This is a genomic window from Nitrospirota bacterium (genome assembly GCA_020846775.1).
Lineage (GTDB): Bacteria > Nitrospirota > 9FT-COMBO-42-15 > HDB-SIOI813 > HDB-SIOI813 > RBG-16-43-11.
This window is the reverse complement of record JADLDG010000004.1, coordinates 1-15,724: the sequence shown is the minus strand read 5'-3', so window position 1 is coordinate 15,724 and position 15,724 is coordinate 1. Positions and strand designations below refer to the sequence as shown.

At 43.2% G+C, this 15,724-nt stretch carries 12 protein-coding genes and 1 riboswitch; of the genes, 10 read left to right on the top strand and 2 right to left on the bottom strand.

All coding sequences use genetic code 11. The annotated features are described in order from the left end of the window. From IT392_00390 to IT392_00360, 7 genes are all read left to right on the top strand, one after another. The coding region (locus tag IT392_00390; protein ID MCC6542946.1) for an aldehyde dehydrogenase family protein at positions 1-659 on the top strand (659 nt) is incomplete at its 5' end. Positions 660-1,069: 410 nt separating this feature from the next. Beyond that, positions 1,070-2,446, top strand: a complete 1,377-nt coding sequence (gene mnmE / locus IT392_00385; protein ID MCC6542945.1) for a tRNA uridine-5-carboxymethylaminomethyl(34) synthesis GTPase MnmE — start codon at positions 1,070-1,072, stop codon at positions 2,444-2,446. A gap of 92 nt (positions 2,447-2,538) precedes the next feature. After that, positions 2,539-4,617: a tRNA uridine-5-carboxymethylaminomethyl(34) synthesis enzyme MnmG gene (mnmG, locus tag IT392_00380; protein ID MCC6542944.1), complete on the top strand. Its 2,079-nt coding sequence runs from the start codon at positions 2,539-2,541 to the stop codon at positions 4,615-4,617. A gap of 453 nt (positions 4,618-5,070) precedes the next feature. Beyond that, the gene (locus IT392_00375) at positions 5,071-5,850 is read left to right on the top strand and encodes a ParA family protein (GenBank protein MCC6542943.1); all 780 of its coding nucleotides are present in this window, start codon (positions 5,071-5,073) and stop codon (positions 5,848-5,850) included. Next, positions 5,825-6,688, top strand: coding sequence for a ParB/RepB/Spo0J family partition protein (locus IT392_00370; GenBank protein MCC6542942.1), 864 nt, complete (start codon positions 5,825-5,827; stop codon positions 6,686-6,688). Before IT392_00375 ends, IT392_00370 begins: the two co-directional genes overlap by 26 nt. 18 nt (positions 6,689-6,706) lie before the next feature. Beyond that, positions 6,707-7,789, top strand: coding sequence for a tRNA 2-thiouridine(34) synthase MnmA (gene mnmA, locus IT392_00365; GenBank protein ID MCC6542941.1), 1,083 nt, complete (start codon positions 6,707-6,709; stop codon positions 7,787-7,789). After that, complete coding sequence (locus IT392_00360) at positions 7,786-8,487, top strand: HAD-IA family hydrolase (protein ID MCC6542940.1); 702 nt, start codon at positions 7,786-7,788, stop codon at positions 8,485-8,487. Before mnmA ends, IT392_00360 begins: the two co-directional genes overlap by 4 nt. Before the next feature lies 1 nt (position 8,488). Here IT392_00360 and IT392_00355 read toward each other — a convergent pair whose 3' ends face one another. Together IT392_00355 and IT392_00350 are read right to left on the bottom strand one after the other, a co-directional pair. Then, a complete protein-coding gene (locus IT392_00355; protein MCC6542939.1) occupies positions 8,489-9,406 on the bottom strand; it encodes a cation transporter in 918 nt (305 codons plus the stop codon). 145 nt (positions 9,407-9,551) lie between these two features. Then, positions 9,552-9,758, bottom strand: coding sequence for a hypothetical protein (locus tag IT392_00350; GenBank protein ID MCC6542938.1), 207 nt, complete (start codon positions 9,756-9,758; stop codon positions 9,552-9,554). 111 nt (positions 9,759-9,869) lie between these two features. Here IT392_00350 and IT392_00345 point away from each other — a divergent pair, with 111 nt between their 5' ends. The 3 genes from IT392_00345 to IT392_00335 form a co-directional block, all read left to right on the top strand. Beyond that, positions 9,870-10,217: a hypothetical protein gene (locus IT392_00345; protein ID MCC6542937.1), complete on the top strand. Its 348-nt coding sequence runs from the start codon at positions 9,870-9,872 to the stop codon at positions 10,215-10,217. 293 nt (positions 10,218-10,510) lie between these two features. Beyond that, positions 10,511-10,604, top strand: a riboswitch (cyclic di-GMP riboswitch). Between the two features lie 60 nt (positions 10,605-10,664). Then, complete coding sequence (locus IT392_00340; protein ID MCC6542936.1) at positions 10,665-11,579, top strand: hypothetical protein; 915 nt, start codon at positions 10,665-10,667, stop codon at positions 11,577-11,579. A 6-nt stretch (positions 11,580-11,585) separates the two neighbouring features. Beyond that, positions 11,586-15,724: hypothetical protein (locus IT392_00335; protein ID MCC6542935.1), on the top strand; the 4,139-nt coding region annotated here is incomplete at its 3' end.

Sequence of the window (15,724 nt, the reverse complement as noted above, 5' to 3'; positions counted from 1 at the left end):
TAAAGGGTGTTATAGAATCAGGATTCAGTTATCAAGGGCAGAAGTGTTCTGCCTGTTCAAGGGTAATTGTACTTAGTGATATTTATGAGGAATTCTGTGAAAGGCTGAAGGATGCCGCAATAAGTATGAGGATAGGACCTCCGGAGAGACCCGGGAATTTCATGGGGCCAGTAATTGATGCTTCAGCCTGTGTGAAGATCAGGGAATATATTGAGACAGGCAAATCTGAAGGCAGACCGTATATTATTAATGCCATTAATGTATCCGGAAATTTTATTGGCCCAGTCCTGTTTGAGGACGTGGAGCCTGATGCGATCATAGCTCAGGAAGAGATTTTCGGACCTGTAATCGCTGTTATCAGGACTGACGATATAAATAGCGCGCTTGAGATAGCAAACTCTACTGAGTATGCACTGACGGCAGGCATTTTTTCAAGGAGCCCGGCAAACTTACAAAGGGCGAGGGAAGTACTGAGGGCGGGTAACATCTATATAAACAGGGGGATAACAGGCGCCCTGGTGGGAAGGCAGCCGTTCGGGGGATTCGGAATGTCGGGTGTCGGATCAAAGGCAGGCAGCCCGGAATACCTGTTACAGTTTATGCATCCGGTCTGTATCAGTGAAAATGTGCTTAGAAAAGGTTTTGTGCCTGAAAGATAATTCAACTGTTGATGAAGATAGTTCTATCGGAAGGGGAATCGGAGGTGAGGGGACGTTGGATCCGCCTCAAAATGGCTTATCATGTCTGAAGATGTGTTGTCTCCATTGCTCCGGGCACTGTGTGACCTTACTAAATGGCTGCAGGATAGAAATGCAAGAGCAATAATCATTGGAGGTGTTGCTGTATCACTACTTGGAAGGCCACGCGTAACCCCGCGATATAGATGCACTTGTTATACTTGACAGTAAATTGTGGGAAGATTTCATGGGTAAGGGGCAGGAGTTTGGCTTTGTGCCCAGAATAGGGATCCTCAAATCAGTTGAAATCAGAAAAACAGGCAAGTGTCTGCATCCTGTTAATCATAAGATGTTTTTGTTTATCTATTAGATTATGATAGAATGCCTGAGTAATGATCAGGCAGGAAAATACGATCTGCGCTATAATTACCCCCCCTGGGACAGGCGGGGTTAGTATTATAAGGCTCAGTGGAAAGGATGCTATAACCATAGCATCCGGTGTCTTTCGTAAGAAGTCCGGTAAGCCCCTTGGCGATGTAAAAACCCATAGCATTCATTATGGTCATATATTAGACCCTTCATCCGGGGAACTTCTTGATGAGGTCCTCGTAAGTATTATGAAATCCCCTCATAGTTACACCTGCGAGGATGTAGTTGAAGTGAGTTGTCATGGCGGTTCATTGATTACCGGTAAAATCCTTGAGGTCTTCGTCAGAGGAGGGGCCGGACTGGCCGGACCCGGTGAGTTTACAAAGAGGGCATTTTTAAACGGCCGCATTGACCTTGCCCAGGCAGAAGCAGTTATTGATCTGATTCATTCCAAGACTGAAGAAGGGATGAGATCTGCAATCTGGCAACTTGAGGGTAAATTATCAAGCTATATAAATGAGTTGCGAATTAATTTAACAGCGGCGCTTGTATCACTTGAGGCTTTCATAGATTTTCCTGATGAGGATATAGACGTTGTCATCCACGATATTGAAGGTAGTGTACACACATCCATGGAATCAATTGACAAGCTGCTTGACGGTTTTTACAGATGGAGGCCGTTTCGTGAGGGTATAATAACTGCTATTGTTGGCAGGACAAATGTAGGTAAATCAAGTCTTTTAAATCTCCTGCTCGGAGAAGAGCGCGCAATAGTAACCCCTCATCCCGGAACGACAAGGGATATAGTAGACGGGCTGGCTAATGTTCATGGTCTTCCCCTGAGGATTCTCGATACTGCTGGGCTCCGTGATACCGAAGACCTTGTTGAGGAAGAGGGTATCCGGCGGATGTTTAATTCAATTGAATCATCTGAACTGGTACTGCTGGTAATTGACGGGAGTGAGCCGCTTACTGAATGGGATGAAGAACTCCTCGCGCGGACAGCCGGCAACAGAAGGGTTATTATTATCAATAAGATTGACAAGGGTAATCTGGTTAAGGAAGGTATGGATAGATGCGATGCCCCGTTAGCCTTTATATCCATTGTCAAAGGAATGGGGATTGAATCACTCAGGCAAGTTATCCGTGATACAGTTATTGGCAGAGAACAAAAACTTACCGGCGAGGCAGTTGTTACTAATTTACGTCATAAGAATGCCCTGGAACAGTCAAAACAGGAGCTCAACAACTTTCTGGAAGCCCTTCATGATAACCTCCCCCTGGATATACAGGCTCTCCACCTGCGTGGAAGCCTCGATTTACTCGGTGAAATAACAGGTGTGGTAACCACAGAAGATATTCTCGACAGGGTCTTCAGCAAATTCTGCATTGGAAAGTAATAACTATTCTGTATTGCACCATTGTTCCACGTGGAACATTCTATAAAATTGTTGTTACTTGTTGGATTATGATAATATGAAGGGCTATGTCTATGGGATCTTACGATGTAATAGTGGTTGGGGCAGGTCATGCTGGATGCGAGGCGGCTTTGGCATCTGCACGACTGGGATGCAAAACTCTTATCATTACCCTTAACATAGACAATATAGCACTTATGTCATGTAATCCGGCCATTGGCGGCATTGCCAAAGGACACCTTGTCCGGGAGATAGATGCCCTGGGCGGCGAAATGGCAATGGTGACAGACCAGACTGGTATTCAATTCAGGATGTTGAATACGAGTAAAGGCCCTGCTGTTCAAGCCTTGAGGGCTCAGTCTGACAGGAATGCGTACAAGGATGCGATGCGGAGTGTACTGCAATCACAGCAGGATATAGATATAGTTCAGGGGGTTGTGGAGAAACTGACTGTCAATGATGGAAAGGTCATGGGAGTTGAAACCAACCTTGGTATAGAGTACGATTCAAAGGCGGTCATCCTGACAACAGGCACCTTCCTCAGGGGGCTTATTCATATTGGTCTGATAAATTATCCTGCCGGCAGGGCAGGGGATTTCCCTTCTGTGGGTCTTTCAGAGGACTTGAAGAAACTGGGTTTTACACTGGGAAGGCTTAAAACAGGGACACCTCCAAGGCTGGATGCCCGAAGCATTGATTTCAGTGTAATGACGGCACAACATGGGGATGATCCTCCAGTTCCCTTCTCATACCTGACAGACAAGATAAGCATAAAGCAGCTGCCATGTTATCTTACATATACATCTGCTATAACTCATGAGATTATAAGGAGAAATCTGGATCGTTCACCCCTTTATGGCGGAGTAATTAAGGGTGTCGGCCCGCGTTATTGCCCGTCTATAGAAGATAAAATAGTTAGATTTTCTGATAAAGAAAGGCACCAGGTATTTTTGGAGCCTGAGGGTTATGACACTGTAGAAATCTATGCAAACGGAATTTCTACGAGTCTGCCTGCGGATGTTCAAATGGAAATGGTCAGATCTATCAGAGGGCTTGAAGAGGCAGAGATCATGAGGCCAGGTTATGCAATAGAGTATGACTACATCCCGCCAACCCAGATAAAATATACACTTGAAACAAAACTGGTTGAAGGACTGTATAATGCCGGCCAAATTAACGGAACTTCGGGTTATGAGGAGGCCGCTGCACAGGGTCTTATTGCCGGAATAAACGCTGCCCTGAAGATCCAGGGTAGAGAGAAATTCATACTGGATCGTTCGGATGCATATATAGGTGTCCTTATAGATGACCTGGTCACAAAAGGAACTCAGGAACCATACAGGATGTTTACATCAAGGGCAGAGTACAGGCTTCTCCTTCGTCATGACAATGCAGACTCCCGTTTGACAGAAAAAGGACATAGAATAGGTATTGTATCAATTGAACGATATAAGAAATATATAGAATCCAAGGATTCCATTGAGCAGGAGATCTTCCGCCTGAAGAAGATGCGCCCGGGGAAGTTATCAGACCTGCTAAACGATCAAAATTGGGATAAACAGGTTCATTCTGACGGTGAGTCTGAAATGTTGAGTAAAAAGTTCAAGAGCTGCAGGCTCACAGAGGATGATGAAAACCAGGATAGTCTTCCTGAATTTATATCAGGGACTCAAACGATACCGGGGAAAAAGATCCTGAAACAAGTTCTGGATGACAAGGAGAACAGGGATGCGGGATTTTCCAGTGAAAGACTAAAAATGGGCAAAATAAAGCCAGGGGTGACGCTTTCTCAATTGCTGCAAAGGCCGGATACAAACTATGGAATCATAGAAGAGTTAAACCCGCCGCCACAACCCCTTAAAAGTGAAGAGAAAAAAAGAGTGGAGATTGAGGTCAAGTATGAAGGGTATATTAAAAGACAACTTCAAATCATTGACAGATACAAGAATATGGAAAATAAGCTCATTCCAGTTGATTTTGAATACAGCGGCATCCCCGGACTTTCCAACGAAATCACAGAAAAACTTAACACTGTCAGACCCGTATCTCTTGGACAGGCTTCCCGTATCCCCGGGGTAACGCCAGCCGCTATATCCATCATTGCAATTACCATAGTCAAACAGTCCAGGCATAAAAGTCCGGAAGGTAATTGAACGGTCATTAGCATTGACTTAGAGAGGGAATTACACTCCACATCAAGGGGAGGGACAGGTCTGTTCTGAGCTTTGCGAATGGGTGAGGATGGGTTAATCAAGGAGTTTTAGGATGAATTGTCATGAATGGCTGGATGACAAAGGACAATGAAAATCCAGAATGTCACACAGTCTGTCATCCTGATTTGTCTCCCGAGCTTGTTTCAGGATTATTTCAGTATCTCAACAGGTGTGGGTTTTAAGAGATCCTGAAGCAATGCTGAGACGGGTTAAGCAACTGGTTCAGAATGACGGGGCTGCGGATTGACGTGAAGGGAACGATACTTCAAGGTGATCTTATCCTGAATGTTCCACGTGGAACATTCAGGTTTGCAATAATGTCTTTCATTAATTCATGCCCTATGATAAAATTTGACATTAAATTAATAACACTTTTCGTAACATCTTGATATTATGGGTAAAATAATCTCTATAACCAATCAAAAGGGTGGCGTTGGGAAGACAACAACTGCCATTAATGTCTCAGCTTCCCTCGCGGTTGCAGAAAAAAAAGTCCTCCTTGTAGACATGGATCCGCAGGGAAACGCCACAAGCGGATGCGGTATAGATAGAAGAGCCGTTAAGTCATCAGTTTACGATGTCTTGATCGGCCGGATGGACATCAATGAGGTTATGATGCCTACAGCCTTACGCTATTTTCATGTTATACCGGCCGGGATTGACCTTATAGGGGCGGAAATAGAACTGGTAGAAATTGAAAAAAGGGAGTTCGTGCTCCGGGATCTACTTGGTTCGGTAAGAAATAGCTTCGATTTCATTGTACTTGATTGTCCGCCATCCCTGGGATTATTAACAATTAATGCCCTTACTGCGGCTGATTCTGTAATTATCCCTGTTCAGTGCGAATACTTTGCCCTTGAGGGCCTGAGTCACGTGATGAGGACAATCGAATTGGTTCAAAACTCCCTTAACTCTTCTCTCAGGATAGAAGGTATACTCCTGACAATGTTTGACGGGAGGAATAACCTTTCTCATCAGGTGGCAGATGAAATCAAGGGACATTTCAAGGAAAAGGTGTTCAACAGTATGATCCCAAGGAATGTTGCATTAGGAGAGGCTCCAAGCCATGGGAAACCAATAATTACCTACAATATAAATTCAAGGGGCGCCCAGTCATATCTCGAACTGGCGCTGGAGGTTTTGAAAAATGACAAAAAAAATGGCGCTGGGTAGAGGACTCGGGACATTAATTCCAGGCGCGGCTGCAACAACAGGAGCTAAAGACAACCGGGAATCTATCTCAGAGCTGGAGCTGACAAGGATTATTCCAAACAAATATCAGCCCCGGCAGTTCTTTGAAGATACCGCATTAAGTGAACTTGCAGATTCAATAAGGGAACATGGGGTCATTCAACCAATTATAGTAAGACACATTACCGATGGGGCGTATGAACTTGTTGCAGGAGAGCGGAGATGGCGAGCGGCTCAGATCGCGGGGTTGAGTAAGATTCCGGTTGTAATAAAAGACCTGTCAAATGAAAAGTCTTTAGAGATAGCACTGATAGAGAATCTTCAGAGAGAGAATTTAAATCCGGTAGAATCTGCACAGGGCTATCGGCGTCTGACAGAAGAATTCGGCCTGACGCAGGAAGAGATTGCAGCCAGGGTCGGAAAAGAACGTTCCACTGTTACAAACTATTTGCGTCTTCTGACTTTGCCTGTAAAGATACAGGAATACTTATCCCGCTCTGTAATTACGACAGGACATGCTAAGGCAATTCTATCGTTTACAAACCGGAACGATCAGCTCAGGTTTGCTGATTATATAGTGAAAAAGGGCTCATCTGTACGTGAGACAGAACTACTTGCAAAAAGGTGGGGGATAAGTAAGGGGAAAAAGAAGGTTGTCGAGCCAAAAGACGTCGCTATAAGGGATGTTGAATTGAGGCTTCAGCGGATGTTAGGGACAAAGGTCACGATTCAGGAAGAAAAAAAAGGTGGAAAGATTGTTGTAGAATATTATTCAGTGGATGATCTGACCCGGATACTTGAAGTTGTAGAGAAGAATTAGGCAAAGGCGATTTACCGTATGTATAAAAAAAAGGTTGTAGTTGGACTAAGCGGGGGAATTGACAGCTCTGTAGCAGCCCTGCTTTTAGTTGAACAGGGCTACGAAGTAATTGGCGCTACACTAAGAATTTGGGGAGAAGAGGATTACCTTGAAGGTGAATGGCATGACCGTTCCTGCTGTAAGACAGGACTTGCAAGGTTCGCAGCAGAACAACTGAAGATACCTTACTTTATATGGGATGCGTATAAAGAGTTTAAAGAGTTTGTTGTAGACGATTTCTGCAATGAATACTCAAAAGGGAGAACCCCGAATCCATGCACTATGTGTAATGAAAAGATAAAGTTCGCCCTCCTCCGGGAAAAGGCGCTCAGTATTGGTGCAGACTACATCGCCACCGGCCATTATGCAAGGGTATGTTATGATCAGGACCGGAATAGGTACTTTTTAAAAAAGGGTCTGGATCAGTATAAAGACCAAAGTTACTTCCTGTACAGGCTTACACAGGAACAGCTTTCCGTTACATTATTTCCTTTGGCTGATTATACAAAGTCTGAAGTCGTTAAAATTGCGGAATCCTCAGACCTGCCTGTATCTGAAATGAGGGAAAGTCAGGAGGTATGCTTTGTTACGCATGAGGGGTACCGGGCATTTATCAAAGAACATGTACCGACTGCCATTTATGCCGGACATTTTGTATCTGCAACAGGTGCAGTTTTAGGTGAACATGATGGAATTTCGTTTTACACCATAGGTCAGAGGAGAGGCCTCAAGATAGCGGCAGGTGAACGGCTCTATGTACTTAACATAGATGCACAGAAAAATCAGGTGGTTCTTGGAAGTGAACAGGAACTTTTTGCAAAAGGGCTTATTGCCACAGATATTCATGTAATTAGCGGGGATCCACTTAAAGAGGGTGATATTTTTTTTACAAAGATAAGATACAGGTCAAATGCAGTTAAGGCTATGGTAATTCCAGTCGGAGAAGGACGTATCAAGGTCATCTTTGAAGAACCCCAGAGAGCTATTACACCGGGACAGTCTGTAGTTTTTTATGATAATGACGTGTTGGCAGGAGGAGGGATAATAGAAAAAAGTCTATGATTAACCCATTGGGACACTTTTTATGGCAAAACATTGACACAGTCCTTCTCGACATGGATGGGACACTCCTCGACAAATATTTTGACGACTATTTCTGGGAGCACTTTCTTCCCGAACAATATTCAGAGAAATACAAGTTAGATGTTAATGAGGCAAAGAAACAGCTTCTTTCACGATACAGAAAAGAAGAAAAGACACTTGCGTGGACAGACCTGGATTTCTGGTCACGAGAATTTGTTCTCGATATACCAGCCCTTAAAGAGCAGGTAAATCACCTAATAGCAGTCCACCCTCATGTAGTAGACTTTCTGAAATTCCTGCGTATTAACGGAAAACAGATCCATCTGGTAACTAACGCCCATTATAAGACACTGGAATTAAAACTCAGAAAAACAGAGATAGGCAAATACTTTGATTCCGTAGTTTGTGCCTTTGATATTGGACTTCCCAAGGAAGATGCAGCCTTCTGGCCTAAATTAGAAAAGCTTATAGGATTTGACAAGAATAGAACCATGCTGGTTGATGATAATGAAGACGTGTTGATCTCTGCAAGAGAATACGGTATGGGTCATATTATATTAAAGTCAAGGCCGAGTTCCAGAGAAGGGATACGTTCATCAGCTCATTTTTCAGCAATAGCAGATTTCGATGAGTTGATGAGAGTTGATGACGACAAGCTGTTAGGGAGTTCCCTATAATTTATAGAGAGTGCTCCATCTGGATATTCACATGTGTTATATGAAATTCTTTATCCAGGGTAGTCTGGATCTGTATCAAAATATGCTGAGCAACTGAAATATTCATATCCTCAACAATAACATGGCAAGTCATAGAATACATACCTGATGTAATTTGCCAGATATGTATATCATGCACATCCTTCACGGTGGACACCGCCCTTATTAATCTCTCAACCTCATCAACTCTGATCCCCTTTGGAACAGACTCAAGAAGGACGTGGATAGATTCATAAATCAGCCCGGCAGACCAGATTAATATCATAAAACTGATAAAAGCGCTGGCAATAGGGTCTACGACCAGCCAGTTTGTTAAATATATAATCACACCTGCTATAATTACAGCTACTGAAGAGAATGTGTCTCCCAGCATATGCAGAAATGCGCCACGGATATTTATATCCTTTTTCCCGACACCCCACAGGGCAAAGGCACTCACAATATTAACTATCAGGCCGACGAAGGCAACAACAAGCATAATAGTGTCCCTTATTGGCTCAGGATTGAGATATCTCTGGTAAGATTCATACAGGATATATCCTACGATAGGTATGAGGGTAATACCATTTAGCAGAGCTGTCAGGATTTCAGCCCGCCAGTAACCAAAGGTCTTGTCTTCAGACTGATATCTGGTTGCAATAATGATCGCAGTCAGACTAATCATCAAAGCCCCGAAATGAGTGAGCATGTGAAAGGCATCAGACAGGAGTGCAAGGCTGTTTGTTAAATAACCGCCGATACCCTCAATGACCATCATTGAGCCGGTCAGGATGGCAACTATCGTAAGCCTCTTCTTCTCCACACCCCTGTGGGCATGCTCGTGAGGATGGTCGTGATGCTCATCGTGGTCTGCTATCTTAGGGTGGTGACCGTGTTCCATGATGCCTCAGTATATGAAAATTAATTACTCCATGCAATATGGCAGCAGCTTTGTAATTTTAATAACACTTTAATCTTTAGACCTTATAATAAAGTCATGATTCAGGGGTTCAGGAGGTGATAAGCATGGCTATACAAAAAAACTTCTATGTATACGCTGGAATGACAATCTTAGCGCTGGCACTATCAATAGGCATCTTTAGCTGGTTAACCGGTGTCCGTCCGGATATTCTCTCTGTCCCGGTTTCTATGGTATATGTTAACAGAATTGCATAACAGTAAAGTTCACTAATCGCGGGGAGCCTCCGGTGCATAGCCGGATTTCCCGCGATCTGCCTTATACTTCTTGCCATATAGAATCTCTTTAACAGTTTATTTGTTCATTACATGTGACGAAAAAATCCTGTACGCAATCTTAAAATAGGTGTACTATTAATTTATATGTTTTTCAAGGAGGTGCATTTATGTCCATCGTCAAACAACATCACATCTCATATAAGAAGTCCCCTTCATCAGGAGGCGTTGATGAATGGAAAACCCGCCTGCATAAGTGTAAAGGTATTACAAGTCTCAGGATTGATATAGACCATAAGGATCTCTTCGCCGAATATGACTTGCAGGACTGCAGGGAAGAGGACATTGAAAAGTGTATGGTTGAGATTGGTTTTGAACTCGAAGACAACTTGATGGAACGGTTGAAAAGGGTTTGGATCCATTTTACGGAAGAAAACGAACAGGCAGAGTTAAAACATAAGGCCCCGTCCTGTTGTGACATTACAGAGATTGAGGAAAAAAGAAATTTAAAAAAATAAGGAAGATTTAAATGGTAATAGATCCTGTATGTAAAATGTCAGTCAGTGAATGACTCTGTTCTTCATTACCCCCGTATTTCAGCATTAAATTGCCTTCAAATGCTTATTTAATAAACTGATAAGCCATGAGAAAGTCCTTTCCCGTTAAAAAGTGGTCCTGAGTCGGTACTGTTTAATTTTTTTAATACTTGTACAATATTTCTTGACAAAAATTAATTTTGGGAATAAAATCCCATATTGAAAGTTGGTTCTTTCAACTTTTTAGAAAAGTGCACCGAATTGTTTTGTGCATCCTTTGCTAAGAGCAAACCTTCCGAAAGGAAGGGACGCAGAGCAACGGGACTTATGGACATAGCAAGTCAGTCCATTGTCAGCCGGGCCGCCAAAGGTATTAGTGACTTTGGGCGGCTTTTTTGTTATTTAACCGCCTGAATCCGGATTGAATTAATGAGCAGGGAGAAATTAGAGAAAAAAGAAAGTTTTTTATTTGAAGGTATACTAATCATTTCAGTAATTATTACTATTTGTATCTTAAGTTATGAGAGTTATACGCAAAACTATATTCCTGACAGTAGTATATTGAGCTTTTTTCACAGACTTGGTTATCTGAAGTATTATCCTGTAATTTATCAACCTGGTAAAGGGATATGGCATCCAATAGGCTGGATAGGTTCAGGAATGATGGTGGTAATGATGTTGTACAGCATCAGAAAGCGGGTTGGAATGTTTCGTTCACTTGGTTTGCTGCGTCATTGGCTGTCGGCCCATATGTTTTTAGGTATCATGGGTCCTGTTCTTGTGACTTTTCATACTACATTCAAGTTTAATGGGATAATTGCAACCAGTTTTTGGTCAATGATTATTACTATGATATTCGGGATTCTGGGTAGATACATATATATCCAGATACCCCGAAGCCTTGCAGGAGCTGAACTTAAGGTACAGGATATTGAACGCATGGTTCAGACAATAGATTCCCGTCTGGGTGAAGTCACTAAAGGAGTTAATTTTTCGAATTTGAGCAGGGTGATAGACCGGGGATTAAAGAATCCCGAGAATACCGGTGTTGTCAAAACCCTGTTTTTTATGCTTAGGGACGATATATTTATTTCATATCGGCTTCATCAATTGAATAACGTGTTGAGAAAAAACCATCATTTGCCGTGGACCGTACGAAGGAAAATAGATCTTTTACTAAAGAATAAAGCCGCATTGACCAGGAGAAAGAACTACCTCTCCACTACTCACAAGATACTTCATTACTGGCACATATTTCATGTGCCTTTAGCTATTGTCATGTTTTTGATAATGATCCTGCATGTATGTGTATATTATTTGTTCAGGACTACGCACGTTGCATAATTACTTATGATAAAAAAACTCCTGCTCATCTTGTTTGCGCTACTTATATGTACTGATGCGATGGCCCAGGAAGGCGGTCTTGGGTCGTTAATAAGCCCTGGGGAGCTAACGTCTCCGCATACCAAATATGAAGGGCTAAGCAATTGTACGCAGTGTCATTCTCTGGGCGGAGGTATCCCTGACAGTAAATGTTTAGACTGCCACGATAAACTGGCAGAAAGGATAACAAGGAAGCAGGGTGTTCATTCAAAATATACAGATGTCTGTATAAAGTGCCATAGTGACCATAAGGGAAAGAGATTTAAGATTATTTCCCTCGAAAAAGACAAATTTGATCACGACAAGACAGACTACCCCCTCGAGGACAAACACACCAAGGTTAACTGTAATAAATGCCATAAAAAAGGAGCTGCATATGCCGGCATCTCTCAGGAGTGTCTCTCCTGTCATAAAGACCCTCATAAGGGAAAACTTGGAAAAGACTGCGAACGCTGTCATAACATTAAAGGATGGAAGGACCTTGTTAAGTTTGACCACGAACGGGATTCGAAATATCCGCTAACTGGAAAACATGTTGATGTAAAGTGTAATAAATGTCACGTCAATGACCAATATAAGCTTAAAAAGTTCGAAGAGTGCTTAACATGTCACAAAGACCCGCATAAAGATCAGCCAAAGTGTAAAGATTGTCACACAACGGATAGTTGGAAAAAGGTCAATACAGACCACTCCAAGACAAAATATCCCCTTGTTGATAAGCACAATGATGTAAAGTGTGAAAAATGTCATAAGAAAAGCCAGCTCACCGGGATACCATTCAAGACATGCGAAAATTCATCCTGTCATGAAGATGTTCACAAGAATCAGTTTAAGGGACAGAAATGTGAGGATTGTCACAATATAAAGGGTTGGAAGCCCTCTCTGTTTGAGCATAATGATAAAAAATATACCGGCTATAAACTTGAAGAAAAACATATAAAGACTGATTGTGAGAAGTGTCACGTCAAAGGACGCTATAAACCTTTAAATTCCAAATCGTGTGATACCTCGGATTGCCACAAGGATGTGCACAAAGGTCAGTTCAAGGATGATAAGTGCGAGTCATGCCATATAGTAAAAGGATGGGAGCCGTCGTTATTTAAGCATGAAGCATCCGACTATAAGGGATATAAATTAGACGGTAAGCACATTGAGGTTAAATGTAATAAGTGTCATGTTAAGGGAAAGTACAAACCGCTCAATTATAAGAGCTGTGATACGTCAGACTGTCATAAAGATACACATAAAGGACAGTTTAAGGATCAGACGTGTGAGTCATGTCATGTTGTAAAAGATTGGAAGCCGTCCACTTTTGAACACAATTCCCCGAATTACAAAGGATACAGGCTGGATGGAAAACATCTTAAGACAGACTGCAACAAATGCCATATAGATGGTAAATATAAGCCGATTTCTGACCGTTGTTTTGACTGCCATGAGAAGGAAGATACCCATAAAAATGAGCTGGGAAAAGATTGTGTAAAATGTCATAACACGGCAGATTGGAAAAAATATGCCCTCGATCACAATAAACAGACGAAGTTTCCGCTGATTGGAAAACATAAGGTTGTGAAGTGTGAGGAGTGCCACAAGGATAAGAAGTATTCAACGAAGGCAGAGAAATGTGTTGATTGTCATAAAGATATACATAAAGGTAAATTTGAGGAAGAATGCAGCTACTGTCATACACAGAACAATTGGTTCCCCCGGAAATTCAACCATAAGAAGGAGTCTGGATTTGAATTAAAGGGAGTGCATAATGATATAGGCTGTACTAACTGTCACAAAACTAAAGAGGAGTATAAAGGATTAAACCGATATTGCGTAAGTTGTCATGAAGATCCCCACTTCAATCAGTTCGGCAGGGTGAACTGTACCCAGTGCCACAGCGAAAATTCGTGGAATCCGACACAGTTTGATCACAGCAAGACCGCTTATCCATTAGTAGGCAAACACCGGACAGCAGAATGTCAGGAATGCCACAGAAACCGAATATACAGGAATACAACATCGGCCTGCATTGGCTGCCATCAATCCCAGTATAATGCTGCACCCGGACATATTGAGAATGAGTACGACAGGAATTGTACGCAGTGCCATTTAAATACCTTTTCATCGTGGGCATTTAAACATTTGTCATTAAGTAAAAATTGTTCAAGCTGCCATATCAGCGCCAGACCAGCGAGTCATACTACGAGTGCGGCAAAAGAGACAACGACTTGTGAACTCTGTCATAATTCCATCACTGCCTGGTCATCACATATTCACCCTGTCGTAAGAAATAACTGTTCGACTTGTCATATCAACGACAAGCCATTGACTCATACTACAAGTTTGGCAAAAAATTCCGCGACCTGCGAACTCTGCCATAATTCGACCACTGGCTGGTCATCACATATTCACGCCTCCGTCAGCAGCAACTGCTCAAGTTGTCATGTCAATGACAGTCCTGCCGGACATTTGAATAATCCATCTGTGTATTCAAATACATGCGAGAATTGCCATAAATCTGAGACTGCATGGACTTATTCTCATGGCGCTGCAACAACTGGCTGTGCAGGCTGTCACGCAGCGTACAGTTCACCGGTCAAGCCAGCGACTCACACGACAAACAACTGGACTACATGCGAGAATTGTCACAAGTCTACGACTGCATGGACTTCCACTTACACTCATGGTACGGCAACTACCGGCTGTGCAAGCTGCCATACATCATACAGCACACCTGTGAAGCCAGCAGGCCACTCAACAAACAACTGGACTACATGTGAGAACTGTCACAAGTCTACGACCGCATGGACATTCTCGCACGGAAATGCTTCATCCGGTTGTACAGGCTGCCATGCATCTTACAGCACACCTGTAAAACCAGCTGATCACGCAACTAACAATTGGACTACATGCGAGAGCTGTCACAAGTCTACGACTACCTGGGCCTTTTCTCACGGCACATTAACGACTGGCTGTGCAGGCTGTCATGCGACATACAGCAAACCAGTAAAACCGGCAAACCACACTGCAAACAATTGGACAACTTGTGAGACCTGTCACAAGTCTACGCTTGCATGGACTTTCTCGTATATCCACGGCACAGCAACAACCGGCTGTGCAAGCTGTCATGCGGCATACAGCAAACCTGTAAAACCGGCGACACACGCAACCAACAACTGGACTACATGCGAGAGCTGTCACAAGTCAACGACTGCATGGACATTCTCTCATGGTTCAGCTACGACTGGCTGTGCAGGCTGTCATGCGACATACAGCAAACCAGTAAAACCTGCTAACCACACTGCAAACAACTGGTCAATATGTGAGACCTGCCACAAGTCTACGCTTGCATGGACTTTCTCGTATACCCATGGCACAGCAACTACCGGCTGTGCAGACTGTCATGCATCGTACAGCAAACCAGTAAAGCCGGCGGCTCACGCAACTAACAACTGGACTGTTTGTGAGACCTGTCACAAATCAACGTTGTTATGGGCTTTTTCGCATCCTACTGCGACAACCGGTTGTGCAAGTTGTCATGCGTCTTACAGTAAACCGGTAAAACCTGCTAACCACACAACAAACAATTGGACAACTTGTGAGACCTGCCATAAGTCTGCAATTGCATGGACTTTATCTTATTCCCACGGCACGGCAACGACCGGCTGTGCAAGCTGTCATGCGGCATACAGTAAACCTGTAAAGACGGCGACTCACGCAGCAAACAACTGGACTGTTTGCGAGACCTGTCACAAGTCTACGGCTGCATGGACTTTCTCTCACGGCACTTCAACAACAAACTGCACGAGTTGTCATGCAACGTATAGTAAACCTGTAAAGCCGGCAAGCCATACGACAAACAACTGGACTAACTGTCAGAACTGTCATACGTCAACAACAGCATGGACTTTCTCTCATGGTACGACAACATCGGGATGTGCAAGCTGTCATGCGACATACAGCAAGCCGGTAAAACCAGCCAGTCACACAACTAACAACTGGACAACATGCGAGAACTGTCACAAGTCTACCACTACATGGGCCTTCTCCCATGGTACTTTGACGACTGGCTGTGCAAGCTGTCATGCGACTTACAGCACACCGGTAAAACCTGC

Excerpts from the sequence above, each read along its gene's own strand:
- mnmE (MCC6542945.1), top strand. The coding sequence starts at position 1,070 with ATGATCAGGCAGGAAAATACGATCTGCGCTATAATTACCCCCCCTGGG.
- mnmG (MCC6542944.1), top strand. The coding sequence starts at position 2,539 with ATGGGATCTTACGATGTAATAGTGGTTGGGGCAGGTCATGCTGGATGC.
- IT392_00375 (MCC6542943.1), top strand. The coding sequence starts at position 5,071 with ATGGGTAAAATAATCTCTATAACCAATCAAAAGGGTGGCGTTGGGAAG.
- IT392_00370 (MCC6542942.1), top strand. The coding sequence starts at position 5,825 with ATGACAAAAAAAATGGCGCTGGGTAGAGGACTCGGGACATTAATTCCA.
- mnmA (MCC6542941.1), top strand. The coding sequence starts at position 6,707 with ATGTATAAAAAAAAGGTTGTAGTTGGACTAAGCGGGGGAATTGACAGC.
- IT392_00360 (MCC6542940.1), top strand. The coding sequence starts at position 7,786 with ATGATTAACCCATTGGGACACTTTTTATGGCAAAACATTGACACAGTC.
- IT392_00355 (MCC6542939.1), bottom strand. The coding sequence starts at position 9,406 with ATGGAACACGGTCACCACCCTAAGATAGCAGACCACGATGAGCATCAC.
- IT392_00350 (MCC6542938.1), bottom strand. The coding sequence starts at position 9,758 with ATGGCAAGAAGTATAAGGCAGATCGCGGGAAATCCGGCTATGCACCGG.
- IT392_00345 (MCC6542937.1), top strand. The coding sequence starts at position 9,870 with ATGTCCATCGTCAAACAACATCACATCTCATATAAGAAGTCCCCTTCA.
- IT392_00340 (MCC6542936.1), top strand. The coding sequence starts at position 10,665 with ATGAGCAGGGAGAAATTAGAGAAAAAAGAAAGTTTTTTATTTGAAGGT.